This window comes from Paenibacillus sp. NPDC057934, assembly GCF_042887565.1.
Taxonomy (GTDB): domain Bacteria; phylum Bacillota; class Bacilli; order Paenibacillales; family Paenibacillaceae; genus Paenibacillus_AQ.
On record NZ_JBHVPB010000002.1, the window covers coordinates 605,435 to 624,777 of the forward strand.

General features: G+C 49.0%; 17 protein-coding genes. 16 read left to right on the top strand and 1 reads right to left on the bottom strand.

What is annotated here, in order from left to right; genetic code table 11:
• Nucleotides 1–75 precede the first annotated feature (75 nt).
• The 4 genes from ACFVRY_RS07350 (at nucleotide 76) to ACFVRY_RS07365 (ending at nucleotide 5,754) form a co-directional block, all read left to right on the top strand.
• Nucleotides 76–1,755: a ribonuclease J gene (locus ACFVRY_RS07350; RefSeq protein ID WP_387498749.1), complete on the top strand. Its 1,680-nt coding sequence runs from the start codon at nucleotides 76–78 to the stop codon at nucleotides 1,753–1,755.
• A 256-nt stretch (nucleotides 1,756–2,011) separates the two neighbouring features.
• A complete protein-coding gene (locus tag ACFVRY_RS07355) occupies nucleotides 2,012–2,800 on the top strand; it encodes a ClpP family protease (RefSeq protein WP_387498821.1) in 789 nt (262 codons plus the stop codon).
• Nucleotides 2,797–3,009, top strand: a complete 213-nt coding sequence (locus ACFVRY_RS07360; protein ID WP_387498751.1) for a YlzJ-like family protein — start codon at nucleotides 2,797–2,799, stop codon at nucleotides 3,007–3,009. The genes ACFVRY_RS07355 and ACFVRY_RS07360 overlap by 4 nt, the downstream gene beginning before the upstream one ends.
• Nucleotides 3,010–3,087: 78 nt before the next feature.
• Nucleotides 3,088–5,754, top strand: a complete 2,667-nt coding sequence (locus ACFVRY_RS07365; RefSeq protein ID WP_387498753.1) for an FtsK/SpoIIIE family DNA translocase — start codon at nucleotides 3,088–3,090, stop codon at nucleotides 5,752–5,754.
• Nucleotides 5,755–5,876: 122 nt separating this feature from the next.
• Here ACFVRY_RS07365 and ACFVRY_RS07370 read toward each other — a convergent pair whose 3' ends face one another.
• Nucleotides 5,877–7,841 (bottom strand): ABC transporter substrate-binding protein, encoded by a 1,965-nt coding sequence (locus tag ACFVRY_RS07370; RefSeq protein ID WP_387498755.1) that lies wholly within the window; start codon nucleotides 7,839–7,841, stop codon nucleotides 5,877–5,879.
• A gap of 169 nt (nucleotides 7,842–8,010) precedes the next feature.
• Here ACFVRY_RS07370 and sleB point away from each other — a divergent pair, with 169 nt between their 5' ends.
• The 12 genes from sleB (at nucleotide 8,011) to recA (ending at nucleotide 19,254) form a co-directional block, all read left to right on the top strand.
• Complete coding sequence (sleB, locus tag ACFVRY_RS07375; protein ID WP_387498757.1) at nucleotides 8,011–8,883, top strand: spore cortex-lytic enzyme; 873 nt, start codon at nucleotides 8,011–8,013, stop codon at nucleotides 8,881–8,883.
• Between the two features lie 204 nt (nucleotides 8,884–9,087).
• Nucleotides 9,088–10,329, top strand: coding sequence for an EF-P 5-aminopentanol modification-associated protein YfmF (gene yfmF, locus ACFVRY_RS07380; RefSeq protein ID WP_387498823.1), 1,242 nt, complete (start codon nucleotides 9,088–9,090; stop codon nucleotides 10,327–10,329).
• 2 nt (nucleotides 10,330–10,331) lie between these two features.
• A complete protein-coding gene (gene yfmH / locus ACFVRY_RS07385; RefSeq protein WP_387498759.1) occupies nucleotides 10,332–11,612 on the top strand; it encodes an EF-P 5-aminopentanol modification-associated protein YfmH in 1,281 nt (426 codons plus the stop codon).
• Nucleotides 11,612–12,379: an elongation factor P 5-aminopentanone reductase gene (ymfI, locus tag ACFVRY_RS07390; protein ID WP_387498761.1), complete on the top strand. Its 768-nt coding sequence runs from the start codon at nucleotides 11,612–11,614 to the stop codon at nucleotides 12,377–12,379. The genes yfmH and ymfI overlap by 1 nt, the downstream gene beginning before the upstream one ends.
• Nucleotides 12,380–12,522: 143 nt before the next feature.
• A complete protein-coding gene (locus ACFVRY_RS07395) occupies nucleotides 12,523–12,786 on the top strand; it encodes a DUF3243 domain-containing protein (RefSeq protein ID WP_387498763.1) in 264 nt (87 codons plus the stop codon).
• Between the two features lie 199 nt (nucleotides 12,787–12,985).
• Nucleotides 12,986–13,732: a DUF3388 domain-containing protein gene (locus ACFVRY_RS07400; protein ID WP_387498765.1), complete on the top strand. Its 747-nt coding sequence runs from the start codon at nucleotides 12,986–12,988 to the stop codon at nucleotides 13,730–13,732.
• A 26-nt stretch (nucleotides 13,733–13,758) separates the two neighbouring features.
• Nucleotides 13,759–14,730, top strand: coding sequence for a RodZ domain-containing protein (locus tag ACFVRY_RS07405; RefSeq protein ID WP_387498767.1), 972 nt, complete (start codon nucleotides 13,759–13,761; stop codon nucleotides 14,728–14,730).
• Nucleotides 14,731–14,814: 84 nt separating this feature from the next.
• A complete protein-coding gene (locus tag ACFVRY_RS07410) occupies nucleotides 14,815–14,976 on the top strand; it encodes a hypothetical protein (RefSeq protein WP_175371890.1) in 162 nt (53 codons plus the stop codon).
• A 195-nt stretch (nucleotides 14,977–15,171) separates the two neighbouring features.
• Nucleotides 15,172–15,663: a YajQ family cyclic di-GMP-binding protein gene (locus ACFVRY_RS07415; RefSeq protein ID WP_066361986.1), complete on the top strand. Its 492-nt coding sequence runs from the start codon at nucleotides 15,172–15,174 to the stop codon at nucleotides 15,661–15,663.
• Nucleotides 15,664–16,000: 337 nt separating this feature from the next.
• Nucleotides 16,001–16,588, top strand: a complete 588-nt coding sequence (pgsA, locus tag ACFVRY_RS07420; RefSeq protein ID WP_066361984.1) for a CDP-diacylglycerol--glycerol-3-phosphate 3-phosphatidyltransferase — start codon at nucleotides 16,001–16,003, stop codon at nucleotides 16,586–16,588.
• A 42-nt stretch (nucleotides 16,589–16,630) separates the two neighbouring features.
• A complete protein-coding gene (locus ACFVRY_RS07425) occupies nucleotides 16,631–17,917 on the top strand; it encodes a competence/damage-inducible protein A (protein WP_387498769.1) in 1,287 nt (428 codons plus the stop codon).
• A 272-nt stretch (nucleotides 17,918–18,189) separates the two neighbouring features.
• Complete coding sequence (gene recA / locus ACFVRY_RS07430; RefSeq protein WP_387498770.1) at nucleotides 18,190–19,254, top strand: recombinase RecA; 1,065 nt, start codon at nucleotides 18,190–18,192, stop codon at nucleotides 19,252–19,254.
• The last annotated feature ends 89 nt before the right edge of the window (nucleotides 19,255–19,343 follow it).

Genomic DNA, 19,343 nt, shown 5'->3' on the forward strand with positions numbered 1-19,343 from the left:
GCTGAAATAATGAAGTTTCAGTATTTAAAAAAATAAAATGTATGACGTCCAACATCATAGGAGGGTTAGATTCATTTGTCCAAGAAAAATAACAATGATAAATTAACGATTTTCGCTTTGGGCGGAGTCGGAGAAATCGGTAAAAATATGTATGTCGTTCAATATGGTTCCGACATCGTCGTAGTTGATGCGGGTCTGAAGTTCCCGGAAGAGGATATGCTCGGCATTGATATCGTCATTCCGGATATCTCGTATTTGACAGAGAACCGCGACAAAGTAAGAGGCATCGTGCTGACACACGGACACGAAGATCACATCGGCGGTCTTCCTTATGTCCTGAAGAACTTGAACGTACCGGTATACGGTACTAGACTGACTTTGGGTCTTGTTGAGAACAAGCTTAAAGAAGCTAATCTGCTGGGTGAAACCAAACGGATTCTGATCAACGAAGATTCAGAGATCCAACTGGGGAACTCACTGAAGGCAACCTTCTTTAGAACCAACCATAGTATTCCCGACTCGGTCGGCGTATGCATCGAAACACCGGAAGGTAATGTTGTGCACACAGGTGACTTCAAATTCGACCATACCCCAGTCAATGGTCAATTTGCGAACCTGCACCGGATGGCTGAAATCGGCCGCAAGGGTGTACTCGCTCTGATGTCCGACAGTACTAATGCTGAGAAACCGGGCTTTACACCTTCGGAGAAGAATGTCGGCATCGTGCTTGAAGATATTTTCCGCAAGGCAGAGCAACGTGTTGTGGTTGCAACTTTTGCTTCCAACGTACACCGTATCCAGCAAGTCGTGAATGCTGCTGAATCCACTGGACGCAAAATTACAGTTATCGGACGAAGCATGGTTAACGTTGTATCCATCGCTTCCGAGCTTGGTTATTTGCATGTACCAGATGGTATGCTGATTGAGCCTGAAGAAATGAACCGGATGGCTGCTAATCGCGTAGTGGTATTGTGCACAGGTAGCCAAGGCGAGCCGATGTCCGCATTGACTCGGATGGCACGCTCCAGCCACCGCAAGGTGGATATCCTGCCGGGAGATACCGTTATTATTGCGGCAACTCCGGTACCGGGTAATGAGAAGTATGTAGGCCGTACTATTGATGAACTGTTCCGTCTTGGTGCCAACGTTATTTATAGCGGCTCCAATTCCGGTGTTCACGTATCCGGTCACGGTAGCCAGGAAGAGCTGAAACTGATGCTTAACCTGATGCAGCCGAAGTATTTCTTGCCGATCCACGGTGAATTCCGTATGCAGCGCAGACATGCGCTTTTGGCAGAGTCCGTGGGTGTAGAACCAGCGAACATTTTCATCACAGAAATTGGTGAAGTTGTTGAGATCCAGGGTGGAGCAGCACGTAAAGCAGGCAAAGTAACTGCCGGCAACGTACTGATCGATGGTTTGGGTGTAGGTGATGTGGGTAACATCGTATTGCGTGACCGCAAGCTGCTGTCCCAGGATGGTATTCTTGTAGTTGTAGTTACCCTAAGCAAGCAAAACGGGGCTATCGTCTCAGGACCTGACATTATCTCACGTGGATTCGTATATGTGCGGGAATCGGAAGGACTTCTGGATGAAGCGAACCGGATCGTCTCCAGCACGCTTCAGCGCTTGATGAGTGAGAAGGTCAATGAGTGGGCATCCCTCAAGACCAGTGTTAAAGATTCGCTCGGCCGTTTCCTCTATGAGCAAACACGCCGCAGACCGATGATCCTGCCAATTATCATGGAAGTGTAATATACATTTTCTTTCAGTATTATTTAAATAAATAATGCCTCTTTCTCCCGGAAATATTGGACGGTTTCCAGGGAGAAGGAGGCTTTTTTGTGTTCATTTCGGCAAAGTCTATTACGGTGCTGTCTTTTCCCGTGCCTTGCAATGCAATTGTAAGGGTCTTGATTTTAAAGCCGCTGAATAACAGGGTGCTCTGAAATGTCATACTAGGATAGCTAATATGACTGAAGCACTTAACGGAAAGGGCGTGTCAGGAATCATGAATGATATGACAGGTGGCAATGCAGGGAGCAATGAGGAAACTGTGCCTGGGCAGGATACGCCGGAGACAGGGCAGGCGATGCCTCCCGGTGCCGTAGGAGCATTGAAGGAACTGGGGCAAACTTCCGTTCCAGTAGCGGAACCAGATATCTTTTGCATCACCATTATCGGGCAAATTGAAGGGCATATCGTCATGCCACCGCATAATAAAACAACCAAGTACGAGCATATCATCCCGCAGCTTGTAGCCGCCGAGCAGAATAAGAGCATCCATGGCCTGCTGATTATTCTCAATACCGTAGGCGGCGATGTAGAGGCTGGATTGGCTATTGCGGAGATGATTGCCTCCATGACCAAACCGACGGTGACGGTTGTCATTGGCGGCGGTCACAGCATTGGCGTTCCGATTGCTGTAGCCTCCAGCTATTCAATCATCGCGGAAAGCGCTACGATGACTATTCATCCGATCCGTATGAACGGGCTTGTCATCGGCGTGCCTCAGACTTTTGAGTATATGGAGAAGATGCAGGAGCGTGTGGTCAAATTCGTCACTTCCCACTCCCGCATTACGGAAGGGCAGTTTAAGGATCTGATGTTCAAGACAGGAGAACTCAATCGGGATATAGGAACAGCTGTCGGAGGGTTGGATGCAGTGCGCTACGGGCTGATGGATGAGGTTGGAGGAATTGGAGCGGCGCTAAGCCGACTTAATGCCATGATCGCGGAACGATCAGGTCCCGCGACGGCGGGTGCGGACGTGCCGCTGCATGGAGGGATACCACAATGACCTTGTTCACAGTAATGCCTATGGAGCAGGTGTGGGAGGGCGCGTTAACTACTGGTTCAGGACAGCTTGAAGTCCACTATCAGGGCATGCTTATGCAGGTGGAGCCTCTGGACGAAGGGCGTGCGCGTATTGTAAGGCTGCTGAACTGTCCGCTCGCCTCATATCTTGATTCTTCGCTCGCCCCCGGAGCGATTATTTCATTAACATAATTACTCAATATATGACAAAACAGAACATAGGTACGCCACGCCATTATATGGTATAATGTTGTTCCGGGGGTGTATGGTGTGGCTAAACGAAAACAGAAGAAGAAAAAAGCGCTGCTGGGCAGTGTTCTAAAATATGAAATCTATGGAATTATGCTCATCACCATATCTGTCATTGCATTATCCGGAGAGGCTGCAGTGGGACGTTCTCTTTCCAGCCTGGCCGGCTATTTGCTTGGCAGATTTTATTTTGTGCTGCCACTGGTTGGCATCTTTTTCGGTCTTATGGTTATGATCTACAGGAGATGGCCTTCTACCTGGAACAGTCGCCATACCGGTGTGCTGCTGCTTGTAATGTCAATGACGCTGATGAGTACTATTTCCGCGATGGAGCAGAAGCTTGGACCGCTAAATATGTTGCATCCAGGAAATGTGTTCACCCAAATACATAATGACCTTAAAGGCTCACTTACTCCTGAAGCTGATGGCAGCAGTGTATATATGCTGGGCAAAGATATTAGTGGAGGATACCTGGGTGCTCTGGAATATGCGACCCTCTTGTGGCTGTTCGGAAGTCTAGGAGCCAAGCTGCTGATGATTGTGATGTTGGCGATTAGCTTTATGCTCATTACCAATCTGTCCTATGTTGAGCTGTTTATGCTGTTGCGTGTACGTGCAGTTAAGCTGGCTGAGGAACTGCGCAAGCGGGCGGCTAATCGTCCGCAGGCTGTGCCCGTATCGGCCAAGCCTTCTCGGGCCAAAGCTTCTGCTCCGCGTCAAGTCCCTCAAGACATCGAGGACTACGAGGATGAGGACGAGCAGTTGCCAAGACGGAAGGCACCGCTGCTGTTCCAGAAGATCTCGCAGTGGACCTCTGGTGCTTCGCGTGAGCAAGGGACGGGAATTCCAGTAAAAGGTGAAGATATTGAATATAATCCGACCGACGGCCCGATTATCTCGGGGATATCCTCAGGAGCGCCTGCTTCTCCGTTTCACGAAGTGGAGGAGGAATTTGACGATGAGGCCTTTGACACGCCGATCATCCGCGATTTCTTCCAGCATATCCGTACGGAAGGCTTGAACGACGAGGATCGTGAGGAGTGGAGTGAATTCTCACCGGCAGCAAGAAACGGCATCAAGACCGGTTTACAGGAGCCGGAAATTATAGCTGATCCGGAGGCAGATGTTAGCGAGACATTTGGTGCTAATGCCGCCGAGGGAACACTGGGGCTTGCTGGAGTAGAGGGGCTTGCTGTCTCGCCAGTTTCGGATATCCCTGAAGTGGGAGAAACTCCCCCTGCTTCTCCGCCACCGCCACCTCCGAAGCCGTACAAGCTGCCTTCGTTCAGGCTCTTGTCGAAGCCGAATAATGGCGGTAAAGCTGGAGATCAGAATGATTACATGCAGACAGCCCGCAAGCTGGAGGCAACGCTGGAGAGCTTCGGGGTTCGGGCTAAGGTGCTAGAGGTGGTACGCGGCCCGGCCGTTACGCGTTACGAGATCCAGCCGGATATCGGGGTGAAGGTGAGTCGAATAGTGAACCTCACGGATGATATCGCATTGGCTCTGGCGGCTAAGGATATCCGTATGGAGGCACCGATTCCGGGTAAATCCGCGATCGGGATTGAGGTGCCAAATCCTGAAGTGTCCGTTGTCACCATGCGTGAGGTCATGGAGACCCAGACCTTCACCGAAGCAGAGTCCAAGCTATCCATCGCTTTCGGACGGGATATCTCCGGACAGACGATTATCGGTAACTTGGCGAAGATGCCCCACTTGCTGGTGGCTGGAGCCACAGGCTCTGGTAAATCCGTTTGTATTAATGGCATTATTACCAGTATTTTATATAAAGCAAAGCCTAATGAAGTCAAGTTCCTGATGGTCGATCCCAAGATGGTGGAACTGAATATATACAACGGTATACCGCATCTCTTAGCCCCGGTTGTCACTGATCCGAAGCGCGCTAGCCTAGCGTTGAAGAAAATTGTGGTTGAAATGGAAAAACGCTATGAGCTGTTCTCTAAATCCGGTACCCGGAATATGGAAGGCTATAACAATCTGATGAAGGACAATCCGGCCGCAGTACTGCCGTATATCGTTGTTATCGTAGACGAGCTTGCTGATCTCATGATGGTAGCCGCGAATGATGTGGAGGATGCTATCTGCCGGCTGGCGCAAATGGCCCGGGCAGCGGGTATACACTTGATTATCGCGACCCAGCGTCCTTCAGTGGATGTCATTACCGGTGTGATCAAGGCCAATATTCCATCACGGATCGCCTTTGGCGTATCCTCACAGGTGGATTCACGGACCATACTTGATATGGCCGGCGCTGAGAAGCTGCTGGGTCGGGGAGACATGCTGTTCATGCCGATGGGTTCCTCTAAGCCTATTCGCGTTCAAGGAGCGTTTATGAGTGATCAAGAGGTGGAGACGATCGTGCAATACGTCAGCAGTCAGGGTGAAGCCACCTATGATGAATCCATTGTGCCTGAGATCGATGATATCGGAGGCCAAGAGGATGAACCGCAAGATGAATTGTACGAACAAGCCGTACAAATTGTTCTTGAAGCCAAGCAAGCGTCCGTATCTCTGCTTCAGCGCCGCATGAGGGTCGGCTACACCCGTGCTGCGCGCTTAATTGACTCTATGGAGGCCCGTGGGGTAATCGGCCCTTACGAGGGCAGCAAGCCGCGTGAGGTGCTGGTCTCGCTAGAACAGTATCAGCATAACCGGATCAGTTCATAACAGCACTGTTAACGTATTGAACAACAACATGAGAAGGCCCGCTCCAGGACAGGATAACCTGTTCTGAAGCGGGCCTTTTTTAAACTTCTGGGAAACAGAGTTCTTACTCTTGCTCCGCAAGTTTATTTTACAGTAGCTAGAAGACTGTCCACGATATAATCAAGCTGAGCATTTAATGAGTAAATATCATTGTAGTAAGACAATCCGAAATCGATGGGAAGTAAATGTCCTTCTTTGACCGCTGGAATGCTATTCCAGAGCGGGTCGCTGGTAAGATCGGCCATGCCATTATAGGACGAACGGAAGATATAGTCACCGCTATACTTGGCAAGTACCTCGAACGATATGGATTCTGCTTCTGCACCTGTGGAAACATCAATTTTCTGCTGAATCAATTCAGGTGCTTTCATCCCCAGATATTCGTACACCACCTGTGATCCTCTGCCGAACTGCTTGCTGTTAACAACAGCCATGCTGCGGTCTTTACCGCCTTCCATAATGGATACAGTCTTGTCCAGAATTCCGGCAGCTTGCAGCTTTTGTTTGCTCTCCTCAACTTTTTTATGGAAATCATCGAAGAGGCTTTGGGCTTCGTCTTTTTTCCCTACAACCTCACCAATCATGGCTACACGTTCCTCTGCAGTCATCTTCTCATAGGGAATGAGAACAGTAGGTGCAATTTGGTGTAGTGCTTCGTAAGTCTCTTCGGACGGCACGATAATCAGATCAGGATTGAGATCAAGCACCGTCTCTGGGCTAGCTTCGAACCAGGTACCTAGCTTCTGGACATCTTTAAGCTCATTTTCAAAAGCTGCACCCTCAGATACATCGGAGACTCCAACCGGCTTAATGCCCAGTGCCAGTACATCGCCCAGTAAGTAGAGGACGACGATCCGCTGCGGATGAAGGGGCACTTCAATATCGCCCTTAATCGTAGATATGGTGCGGGTCTGTGCTTCAGCAGGCGTATTCTGGTCAGCACTCGCTGAGTCCGCTACAGCCGTGGCAGAAGCTGAAGGGGAGGGTGAAGAGGTGGTATTTGCTGGTGCTGGCGAGCAAGCGCCGAGCAGGATGCTGAAGCATAACATCAGCATGAGCAGAAGGGATGGTTTAGTATTTCTGTACATGTGTGACTCTCCTTTTTTTCTATATTGATCTTGATTATCATTATCAATATATCGGAGGAAGAGAGGTGAAACAATGTCATTTCGGGCCTGTTCCAATGTCATATCCGGCCAAGTGTGCGGCGCACTGACATTATTTTTGAAGCGAACGGGCGAGATTCCAAAATGTTTCTTGAACGTTTTTCCAAAAGAATAAGCATCTGAATATCCCGTACCGAGTGCGATTTGCTCAAGGGTGGCGTCCGTCTTCAGTAACAGAGTTCGGGCTTGCTTCATGCGGATCTCGGTCAAGTAGCGGGAGGGGGTGCAGTGTAGCTGAGCACGGAACAATCGGGATAATGTTCTTGGACTGCTACCGATAGCTTCAGCCAATTGATCTATACTCAGAGGCTCATGATAATTTTCCTCCATATACCGTATAGCTAAGTTCAGCAAATCCGGCTTCATAAACTTGATTCCCTGGACATGGAGCAGCCATGCAAGTTCGTACACCCACTGATAGAAAAGTGCTTTGACATGAAGCTGCTCCAGCAGACCGCCGCCGTCCCAATTACTTAACATACTCTCGGTCTTTTGATACAAAGAGATCGGATTTGAAGGTTCAAAGCCGTATTGGCAGTGAAACGGATTATTTTGTTCCATAAGAGCAACCAGTTCCTTACTGGCTGGAAGCGCAAGGATCGCTCTATATAAAATTAAAACATACTCAAATTCAAGTCCTTTCTCCTCAAGAAAGAGCTCCACGAGCGTTCCCTTTCCGCCATGAAGAACATGGGCGTGGTTGAATGGATAACAATTTTTATCCAGCATCACACGGGCTCCGCCGCGTGCCGCATACAGGAAAGCACTGGACGGCAAACGGTAGGGAGGTGCGTTATCCCCGGCGTTAAGTGTGGTGCGGCGAACATCCAAAATTTTAATATGGGCATGATTCCATAGTTTTAAATGATCTTTCAGGTGCATGTATTCTTTACCCCTTTGGTTACTTTGTTCCAGTATAGATGATAACTATTCTCATTAGCAATGAATTCCTGACCCTTCTCCACTGCCATGCATAGGAAGAGCTGACAGTCGTCATAATAACTTTAGCCATCCATGCAGAACTTACAAGAGAAAGGTAGAGCGATGCCCTATGAAGAATAAGAAGCTATGGTTACTTGCCGTACTGACCCTTGCCATAACGACTGCCCCTTTTGTCAGCAGTATCATGTTCAGTCAAAAGAGCGCTGCAGCACGTAACGTGGAGAGTACTACCGTTTCGCCTTCTAAAGAGGTTAGCGACTATGAGCAGGAAGCTTTACCAGCTTTTAGCACGACAACTGTTAAATTCGGAGCTTCCGGCAAAGATGTATACGAGCTGCAGGGCCGCTTGAAATTCTTGGGTTATTACGACGGGACGATAGACAGCCAGTTTGGATCTACGACCTTGGAATCTGTGAAGTGGTTTCAGTGGAAATTCGGTATGCCAGCTGATGGTGTTGTAGGTGCTAAAACCAAATTGAAGCTGTATAACGCGACAAAGGATTGGAGGCCAACGGAACCACCAACAGGTACTGCCTCCAAAGCTCCGGATAACGGTGGGGGCGAGGGGAAAGCAGATACGAATTCGAAGAATACCGCAGAATTGTCGTCGGGTAACACTATGGGCCTATCGGAAAATGATCTTAAGATTATGGCGAATGCCGTATATGGGGAATCCCGTGGTGAGCCTTTTGAAGGTCAAGTTGCTGTTGCTGCTGTCATTCTGAACCGTGTGAAGTCGCCAAGCTTTCCGAATACGCCGTCCGGTGTAATCTTTCAGCCTGGTGCATTCACAGCCGTAGCCGACGGCCAGATTTATCTGGAGCCGAACGAGCAAGCGCGTAAAGCTGTGCAGCAGGCCCTCAATGGCTGGGACCCATCCGGGGGATGTCTGTATTATTTCAACCCGAAGACGGCGACCTCCAAATGGATTTGGACTCGTCCGCAAGTGAAGACCATCGGGCAGCATATCTTTTGTATGTAAAAGAGCAATGAGCGTCCGCTAATGCAGCGCTCAAGCTGAATAAACCGTAAGAGCAACCGGGGGCCTAACCTTCGGTTGCTTCCTTACTTTGGAATGGTTTAGAATGGAAAGTACTTCATAAACATGATGTATAGCATTTATCTACGCGGTAAAGGAGTTTTGGACTTGACTAATAATGGTTTTCAACATGGTAGCGTCGCAGGCATGCGCATTCACGTACTGCCGACGAAGGCGTTCAAGACCTTCGCCATCTCACTTTATGCTGGCGTTCCGCTCAAAGAAGACACCGTAACTCCAACAGCGCTGGTTCCTTTCGTGCTGCGTAGAGGTACGGCCTCCTACCCGGAGACGACTCAGTTCCGCGAGCAACTGGAAGAGCTGTATGGTGCTGGTTTCGGTTTTGATGTATACAAAAGAGGCGATTACCAGATCGTGCAGTTCCGTATGGATACGATCAATGATTCCTTTGTCCAAAGCAAAGAAAGCCTGCTGGGCGAGTCCTTTGCGTTCCTGGGCGAAGTTTTAACGAAGCCCGCCTTGGAGAACGGAACTTTCCGCTCATCCTATGTGGCTACTGAGCGGGAAACGGTCCGCAAGAAGCTGGAAGCTATCGTGAATGATAAAATCCGCTATGCAGCCGAACGCTGTATCGAAGAAATGTGCCGCAATGAGCCTTACCGTCTGCACCCGCTGGGACAGCGCGCTGATCTTGACGGCATTACCCCAGAGAGTCTGTATAAGTCATATAACTCTTGGCTGGATGGAGCGATCCTGGATCTTTATGTGGTAGGAGATACGACCCCAGAAGAGGTAGAGAAGCTGGTTAAGCGTCATTTCGGCCGTAGCGATGCTGCTGTCGCAGCGTATTCTTCGAACTTCACTCCGGTATCCGTAAGTGAAGTCCGTACGGTAGAAGAGAAGCTGGATGTCAGTCAAGGTAAGCTGAATATGGGTCTGCGTACCTCAATTACTTACAAGGACGATACTTATGCATCAGCCTTGATGTATAACGGGATTTTGGGCGGTTATCCGCATTCGAAGCTCTTCGTTAATGTGCGCGAGAAGGAGAGTCTGGCGTATTACGCTTCCTCCCGTTATGACGGACATAAAGGGATCGGAACGATTCAGTCCGGTATTGAGATTCAGAATTACAGCAAAGCGGTGGATATTATCCGCCAACAGCTCGATGAACTGAAACGCGGTAACATTAGCGATCTGGAGCTGAGTCAGACCAAAGCAATGATTCGCAATTTGCTTTCGGAGATTCAGGATTCCGCCTTTGAGCTGATTTCATTTGATTTTAACCGCCAGTTATCCGGAAAAGACCGGTCTGCGCAGGAACTGCTGACGCAAGTGGAACAAATCGGATCTGGCGATGTTAAGGCCGCTGCGGAATCGTTCCAACTCGACACGATTTATTTCCTGACAGGGCAGAAGGAGGAATAGCGGTGGAACAGTTACGTTACGATAAGCTTCAAGAAACATTGTATCATGAGGTGATGGACAATGGACTGCAGGTGTATGTACTGCCTAAGCCAGGGTTCGCCAAAACCTATGCGACATTTGCCACCAAATACGGATCGGTCGATAATCATTTCCGGGTAGCCGGCGGGGAAGAAACCACAGTTCCCGACGGGATTGCCCATTTTTTGGAGCATAAAATGTTTGAGGAGCCGGAAGGCGATATTTTTGCTACTTTTGCCTCCAACGGTGCTTCAGCGAATGCATTTACAAGCTTTGACCAGACAGTTTATTTGTTCTCGGCAACAGAGAATATTGAGACCAACCTAAGCACATTAGTTGACTTTGTGCAGCGGCCTTATTTCACAGACGAGAATGTGGAGAAGGAGAAAGGTATCATCGGTCAGGAGATCAATATGTACGCGGACAATCCGGACTGGCGCGTCTATTTTGGCCTCATTGAAGCCATGTATGCGAAGCATCCGGTTCATATCGATATCGCCGGGACCATCGAGTCTATCGCGACCATTACGAAAGAAACATTGTATACGTGCTACAATTCGTTTTACCACCCGAGCAACATGCTGCTGTTCGTCGTAGGTGGTGTTGAGCCGGAGAAAGTTTTTGAGCTCATCCGCAGCAATCAAGCGGGGAAATCTTATGATAAACAGGGCGAGATTGAACGCATCTTTGAGCAAGAACCAGAGCAGGTAGCCACCAAGCGCAAAGAGAGCAAGCTGGCTGTCTCCATGCCGAAGTGCCTGTTCGGTTTCAAAGAGAAGGAACTCGGCCTTGCTGGCGAAGCCGCCGTACGCCGGGATCTGACGACCAAGCTAATGCTGGATCTGCTGCTGGGTAGCAGTACGGCATTGTACCAGAAGCTATATGACGAAGAACTGATCTCCGACAGCTTCGGTCATGAGTTCAACAGCTCGCCGCAATATGCGTTCTCCGCTATCGGCGGCGATACGAAGGACCCTGATTTGTTGCTGAAGCGGATTAAGGAAGAGATTGAACCATTTCTACAATCCGGATTTGCCGAGAAGGATTTTGAACGGGCACGCAAAAAGAAAATCGGCGGCTATCTCCGCATGCTGAATTCTCCGGAAAATATTGCCCATGAATTCACACGTTACCAGTTCCGTGGTGGAGATCTCTTTGAAGTGCTCCCGCTGTATGAATCCATCACCCTGGATGAGGTCAATGAACGTCTGCGTAGCCATATAGACTGGGAACAGTTGGCGGTTTCGCTGGTGGTGAGCCCTTAATGCCGTTACCGGGAGAGAACAGCAAGCCGATAGGAGAAATGACTGTGCTTATTACCGGTGGAAGCGGGGGGATCGGCGGCGCTATTGCCGAACGCTTTGCATCGGTGGGCATGAATATTGTGATCCATTATATGAACTCTCATGAAGCGGCGAATGACGTTGCCCGCCGCTGCATGGCCCTGGGGGCAAGAGTGCTGACAGTGACTGCGGACGTCAAAGACCGCAGTCAGCTTTTGCGTATGGCAGAAAAACTGGAGAGCTGTGGACTTCAGCCAGACATCCTCGTTAACAATGCCGGCAAAGCTCATTACGGGATGCTCGCAGACCTCACTGAAGAGGAATGGGATGAGATTATGGCGGTTAATTTGAAGGGGACATTCCTCTGTAGTCAAATTTTCATGCCGTATATGGTATCACAGCGTTTTGGACGAATTATTAATGTATCCTCTGTTTGGGGGATTTCCGGCGCTTCCTGCGAGGTGGCCTATTCCGCCAGCAAAGGCGGCATCAATGCTTTCACCAAGGCGCTGGCCAAAGAGCTGGCGCCTTCCGGTGTCACGGTGAATGCCGTGGCACCAGGCGCCGTGAATACGGCGATGCTGGCGAATCTGCAGGAAGAGGAAGTGCGCATGCTGGAGGAAGAGATTCCTGTAGGGCGGCTTGGGGCGCCTGATGAAATCTCTTCGCTGGTGTATTTTCTGGCGCTGCCTGAATCCGGGTATATTACAGGACAAGTTATCAGCCCGAACGGGGGCTGGATTACCTAGAGGCCTCGGTTTTGGAGAAAAGCTCCAGCATAAGAACTCCGTATCCGAGACATATTATTACTGTTGATTTTAAATCTCACGCAAGACGGCGGTTCTTTCGCTCAAACGAAGGAGCTGACCGTAACCATGAAGGAGGATTTAAGATGTCAACAGAGAATACGGTAATCAAAAACTTCGATACCTGGAAAAAATTTCTGGGTGAACGGGTCGTTCAGGCCGAGAAGATCGGGATGAGTGAAGACACTATCTCCAAGCTGGCATTTGAAATCGGGGAATTCCTCGACGACAAGGTTGACCCAGCGAACTCTTCGAACCGGGCGATCAAAGAGCTGTGGGATGTCGGCAATGACGAAGAGAAGCAAACAATTGCTAAACTCATGGTCAGGCTGGCTAAAAACCACGCATAAGCTCGCGGAAAAAGCTCCCTTCGGGGAGCTTTTCTGTAATTATTACAGGAGTGACCTTGCCTTTCATTTTTTTTTTATATATCATTAATATGACCCGTGCAATGTAGCGCTTTGTCGATTCAGAGCTTTTTTTGACGTCTGGACAGGTGCAGGGAAAAGGAATCTATGAGGTGTACAAGTGGAACATAAACAGTGGTATATGGAATATAAGATACATAAGAACAGACCTGGTCTGCTCGGTGATATCGCTTCTATGCTCGGGATGTTGGAAGTCAACATTATTACAATTAACGGTGTAGAAGGCAAGACTCGGGGGATGCTGCTCGAGACGAATGACGAAGAGAAGATTATGCTGATGGGCGAAATGCTTAAAAAGGTTGATAATATTACCGTTACGGCTTTGCGTCCTCCACGTCTCGTGGACAAGCTGGCTGTTCGGCATGGACGATATATAGATCGGGATTCGGATGACCGCAAGACGTTCAGGTTCACGAGGGATGAGCTGGGGCTTCTGGTGGATTTTCTTGGTGAACTGTTTAAGCGTGAAGGCAATCAGGTAATAGGTCTGCGTGGGATGCCGCGCGTAGGCAAGACGGAGTCCATTATAGCTGGCAGTGTCTGTGCAATGAAGAGATGGACCTTCGTGTCCTCGACACTTTTAAGGCAGACCGTGCGCAGCCAGCTTGCAGAGGATGAGATGAACCCTCATAATGTGTTTATTATTGATGGGATCGTCAGTACGATCCGTTCCAATGAGAAGCATTACAATCTACTGCAGAATGTGATGGGCATGCCAAGCACGAAGGTTATTGAGCATCCGGATATCTTTGTGCGTGAATCGGAGTACAGCTTTGATGATTTTGATATCATTATTGAACTGCGAAATTCTCCTACCGAGGAGATTTTGTACGAGACATTCACCGGAAGCTACAATGAGGACCTATAAACATGAGAGAACAAGGAGGTGATGGTATGTCGGAACTGGGCCGGCAGTTGAAGGAGGCGCGCCTGCAAAAAGGCATGAGTCTTGACGATGTCCAGGAAGTTACGAAGATCAGAAAAAAATATTTGGAAGCCATCGAGGCGGGGGATTATAAGGTGCTCCCTGGAAGTTTTTATGTCCGGGCGTTCATCAAAACCTATGCGGAAGCAGTGGGGATTAACCCTGACGAGTTGCTAGAGGAACATGGTAATGTACCAGCACCTCCGGTGGAAGCGACCCCAATGGAAACGGTCATTCAAAAGCGTAGCCGCAGACCCGAGACGGAACGTAACGCCAAGTGGCTGCCGACGCTATTAATGTGGACTTTTCCAGTCCTGATTATTGTTGTCATCTATATGTATGCATCTAATCTGAATAAAGGCGAATCCAATCAGGTTGATCCGACCAAGCTAACAGATGCTCAGCAGGACCCAGCGACAGCTCAGACTCCACCACCGGCAGTGGGCAGTACAGCCAAGCCTACAGCCACTGAGGGGACTACCAGTGCGGAACCCACGCCGGAGCCTACAGTGCAGCCTACCCCTTCGCCGACGCCGCCTCCACAGGCCGTTACGGTCACTGAGGATCGCAAGTCAGGTAAGAGCACAGTCTTTAAAGTGTCTGCTTCTCCAGGAAGTGCGGTGCAGGTGAAGATTGCAGCAAATGGAGTCAGTTGGCTTGAGGTCTATAAAGGCTCTAACTCCAAGGGTGAGAAGCTTTCCTTTGGCAATACTGCGGCTGGAGATAATATGACATTCACGCTTGATAGCACAGGAATGTACATCAAATCCGGCTATTCGCCAGCAACAATCATTACGGTTAATGGTCAACAGGTGACAGACGGTAAGTCTTCGTCCCGCATTTTGCTTGAGCTGGATGAATCATCCGGCAGTAATGGTTCTGCGAACAGTGGTACAACGGATAGCAGTACAACGAATTCGGAAACCACTTCAACCGAGTAAACGGCAGGAATGCATAGGCTTTGGCTTTATGGGGAACATAAGAATGATTTACAGTTCTTACGCCAAAGCGAGGTGTATTCTATCATGACTGTCAGCTGGATTGTAGCAGGACTGGGTGTAATCGTTACGCTCCTGGGATATTACCTGACACCAAATGCCTGGGGTTATGGAATCCTCGGGTTCGGACTGGCGCATATTGTGCTGGGGATTCTGGACATGTTTCGGTCACCTTCCCGCAGCAGATAGGTCCTGCACTCAGGGAATCAAGCGTCTCCCGAGCTTTTGATGCCTTCGGGAGGCGTGTTTTTGTAGGAAGGGCAAAGCTCCACACTGTGGGGCTGTTTTTGTATGTCGGGTCATAGTTTTCTTCCATAATTAGACTTGGACAAATCTTTCTCATATAATAATAAAAGAATAAATGTAAGCAAAGGACGTGAAGTAATGGCTTCGGAAAGTTCGTTTGACATTGTATCAAAAATGGATATGCAGGAATTAACTAATGCTGTTCATCAGACAGAGAAGGAAATTGATAATCGGTTTGACTTCAAAAACAGCAAAAGTAGTTTGAAACTGGAGAAGGATGCGCTTATTATTTCCTCTGAGGATGAATATAAGCTGAACGCCGTCATCGACATTTTGCAGTCCAAGATGGTGAAACGCGGCATTACCCTTAAGAATCTGGATTTCGGAAAGGTAGAGCCTGCGTCGCTGGGAACAGTACGTCAACGCCTGGGTCTGAAGCAAGGGATTGATCAGGATAATGCGAAGAAGATCAATATTCTGATTCGTGATTCCAAGCTGAAGGTGAAGAGCCAAATCCAGGGTGACCAAATCCGGGTAACTGGAAAAAGCCGTGATGATCTGCAACAAATCATCCAGATTCTGCGCAAAGCTGATTTACCGCTTGATTTGCAGTTTAACAATTTAAAGTAAGATACTTGTGCCCCGCTGTGCTGTACCAGCACGCAAGCTTGCGGGGTGCTTTCTGTTTTTGTCGAAAGAGAGAGTATAAACATCTCGGATTCGCATCATCATAGCAATAGGGATGGTTGCTTGCTCTTGTGGCTCAAATTACATATGGATATTGCAGCAGTTATTTGAATAGATAGAGAGAGTAGAATCCAGCCAACTGTCCATGGCGCCCACAACATTTTGGGGATAAATGAGATGGGACAGCCGCTATTGCCTGCGGCCGTTTTATGGCTATAATATACTTGCGTAAGAAATGGTTAGAACACGATTTGGATGATTGATCAGGGGAGGAACTTCAGTGAATTTACCCAACCGCATCACGCTTGCTCGTATTTGTCTTATCCCTATTATGATGTTTTTTTTGCTGGTGGATTACAGTTTCTATCCAGAGCCGCTGCACTGGGGCTCATTCCAGCTTTCTGTTAACCATCTGGTAGCGGCGGTGATTTTCTTGCTGGCAGCCAGCACAGATGGAATAGATGGCTATATCGCCCGGAAGTATAATATGGTCACCAATCTTGGCAAGCTGCTCGATCCGCTCGCGGATAAGCTGCTGGTTACCGCTGTGCTTATCTCGCTAGTGGAGCTGGGCAGATGCGATTCTTGGATCGCCATTGTCATTATCAGCCGCGAATTTGCAGTCACTGGCCTTCGTCAGGTTGCGCTGCTTGAAGGCAAGGTGGTGGCTGCCAGCAAATGGGGTAAGATCAAGACGGTTGTTCAAATTGTCGCCATCTCCCTGCTGTTGCTCAATAATTTCCCGTTTCAGTTCATCAGTATTCCGGTTGACGATATCGCTATCTGGGCCGCAACGTTGATCACGATTTATTCGGGAATCGATTATTTTGTCAAGAACAAGGATCTGCTGCAGCTCCATAAAGCATAATAATGAACGGTCCATTCTATAATCAGGAGGCGTCAGCCCGCTATGAAAGCAGAAATCATCGCAGTCGGCACTGAGCTTTTGCTCGGCCAGATCGTTAACAGCAACGCCCAGTTCCTATCGACAGAACTTGCCGCACTAGGAATCGATGTTTATTTTCAGACAGTAGTCGGTGACAATAGCAGCCGCCTGCAGCAAGCGATCGAAATTGCTCGGGGTCGTGCGGATCTGATCCTCTTCACCGGCGGCATCGGCCCAACCGAAGACGATCTTACCAAAGACGCTCTAGCTGCAGCACTAGGTCGTGGTCTGCATATCGACACCTTGGCCATGGACCATGTACAGCGCTTTTTTGACACACGTAAGATTGTAATGACAGAGAACAACCGCAAGCAGGCTTTAATTATTGAAGGCACCACCCCGTTACCCAATGAAACTGGCCTAGCCGTGGGCATAGCCCTGGCGCATGAGGATAAATATTATATCGTTCTTCCTGGCCCCCCGCGTGAGATGAAGCCAATGTTCACGGACAAGGCCAAGCCATGGCTCCAGCAGCATGCATTGACGGACGAAATGCCGATCTACTCCAAAATGCTCAAGTTTGCCGGTATCGGTGAATCGCTGCTGGAGGACAAGCTGATTGATTTAATCCGTAATCAGACCGATCCAACGATTGCTCCTTATGCCAAGGAGGGCGAAGTGACGGTCCGTATTTCGACCAAGGCTCCTTCCGAGCATGACGCGCTGAAGAAGCTGGATGTTCTGGAAAAGCAGATTAAGGATATTCTTCCGGAATACATGTATGCGAACATTGACGTGCCGTTGGAACAATTGATTGTGGACTGGATGGCGGATGCAGGGCTGACTTTGAGTGCGGCGGAGAGCTGTACTGGCGGCCTGCTGATGGAGAGCATTACGAATATTCCCGGTAGCGCATCCATGTTTGCAGGTGGCATTGTTTGTTATTCCAACGACATCAAGAAGAAGCTCCTGAACGTACCGAGTGATTTTCTGGAGGGTACCAATGCTCCTGGCGCTGTCAGCCGCGAGGTTGCAGAGGTGCTGGCCGAGCAGGTGAGAATGATTGCAGACAGTGATTTCGGACTATCGGTTACGGGTGTTGCCGGGCCGGGCTATTCGGAGCGTAAGCCGGTGGGACTCGTCTTTATCGGAATTGCCGAGCGGAACCGGGAGACAGAAGTGTATGAGCTGAATCTGCAGGGGACACGTGAGAATATCCGGCTGCGTTCGGTAAAAGCACTGCTGTACCGTCTCTGGCGTAGGTTGGAGGAGCGGCAGGTGGAGACTCCGCTGGAAGGCTCCGACTTGTAATCCCTTTGGAAGACGTTGTATAATTGAAAACATACGGAAGAACCGTGGCGCAGAGCTTTCTATGCCGCGGTTTTTTGTTTGAGAATCATGGGAAGATACATTCTCCTGGCCGCGTCGCTCTTAATTTTTGCAACCGGAAGGGGGCTTACAATAAAAGGGAGAGGTAGGCCGAAAGTCAAAAAAAACGAATGTATGTTCGAAAAAAAGCTTGGCAAGGTCTTCAAAACACGTTATTATATATATTATAAACAACAGTGAAGGAAGTGGTCTGATTGTCAGATCGTCGTGCGGCGCTTGAGATGGCGCTTCGTCAAATAGAAAAGCAATTCGGTAAAGGTTCTGTAATGAAACTGGGCGAATCCACCCACATGCAAGTGGAAGTTGTACCTAGTGGAGCTTTGGCACTGGATATCGCTTTGGGGATTGGCGGATTTCCGAAGGGGCGTATCATCGAAGTATACGGACCGGAATCTTCCGGTAAGACCACAGTTGCGCTTCATGCAATTGCAGAAGTTCAGAAGCTTGGGGGACAAGCTGCGTTTATTGATGCGGAACATGCGCTTGACCCGAGATATGCTAGCAAGCTGGGCGTGAACATTGATGAATTGCTGCTTTCGCAGCCGGATACAGGCGAGCAGGCGTTGGAAATTGCTGAAGCGCTTGTCCGTAGTGGAGCGGTAGACATTATTGTTGTTGACTCCGTGGCAGCTTTGGTGCCAAAGGCAGAGATTGAAGGCGACATGGGGGATTCTCACGTAGGTCTGCAGGCTCGTCTAATGTCTCAAGCTCTGCGTAAATTGTCTGGTGCGATCAACAAATCGAACACTATTGCGATCTTTATTAACCAGCTTCGTGAGAAGATTGGTGTGATGTTCGGTAACCCTGAGACAACTCCTGGTGGCCGGGCTCTGAAATTCTATTCATCCGTTCGACTTGATGTACGTCGTGTAGAGAGCATCAAGATGGGGAACGATGTTGTGGGTAACCGGACGAAAATCAAGGTTGTGAAGAACAAGGTAGCGCCTCCGTTCAAGCAAGCAGATGTGGATATTATGTACGGTGAGGGGATTTCCAGGGAAGGCAGTCTTGTGGATATCGGTACAGAGATGGATATCGTAAACAAGAGTGGTGCCTGGTATTCCTATGAAGGCGAACGTCTTGGTCAAGGACGGGAGAACGCTAAGCAGTTCTTGAAAGAGCATCAGGAAATCGCCCTCGTGATTGAGAACAAGATTCGTGAAGCCAGCAATCTGACAACGATTGTGGCTGCTCCAAGTGAATCTGAGATTGCAGCAGAGCAGGAAGAAGAAGAGAATCTGCTGATGGAAATCGAATAGTCTGAATTGAATATTCGTTAAGATTAGGCGCCCTGTGAACGACATGACAGGGTGTCTTTTCATAATCATAGACGTTGAAGAAGATATAC

Coding starts and splice junctions, on each gene's coding strand:
- ACFVRY_RS07415 (WP_066361986.1), top strand. CDS start 15,172: ATGGCTTCGGAAAGTTCGTTTGACATTGTATCAAAAATGGATATGCAG.
- sleB (WP_387498757.1), top strand. CDS start 8,011: ATGAAGAATAAGAAGCTATGGTTACTTGCCGTACTGACCCTTGCCATA.
- ACFVRY_RS07405 (WP_387498767.1), top strand. CDS start 13,759: ATGTCGGAACTGGGCCGGCAGTTGAAGGAGGCGCGCCTGCAAAAAGGC.
- ACFVRY_RS07425 (WP_387498769.1), top strand. CDS start 16,631: ATGAAAGCAGAAATCATCGCAGTCGGCACTGAGCTTTTGCTCGGCCAG.
- ACFVRY_RS07410 (WP_175371890.1), top strand. CDS start 14,815: ATGACTGTCAGCTGGATTGTAGCAGGACTGGGTGTAATCGTTACGCTC.
- ACFVRY_RS07355 (WP_387498821.1), top strand. CDS start 2,012: ATGAATGATATGACAGGTGGCAATGCAGGGAGCAATGAGGAAACTGTG.
- ACFVRY_RS07395 (WP_387498763.1), top strand. CDS start 12,523: ATGTCAACAGAGAATACGGTAATCAAAAACTTCGATACCTGGAAAAAA.
- ACFVRY_RS07360 (WP_387498751.1), top strand. CDS start 2,797: ATGACCTTGTTCACAGTAATGCCTATGGAGCAGGTGTGGGAGGGCGCG.
- ACFVRY_RS07400 (WP_387498765.1), top strand. CDS start 12,986: ATGGAATATAAGATACATAAGAACAGACCTGGTCTGCTCGGTGATATC.
- ymfI (WP_387498761.1), top strand. CDS start 11,612: ATGCCGTTACCGGGAGAGAACAGCAAGCCGATAGGAGAAATGACTGTG.
- yfmF (WP_387498823.1), top strand. CDS start 9,088: ATGCGCATTCACGTACTGCCGACGAAGGCGTTCAAGACCTTCGCCATC.
- ACFVRY_RS07370 (WP_387498755.1), bottom strand. CDS start 7,841: ATGCACCTGAAAGATCATTTAAAACTATGGAATCATGCCCATATTAAA.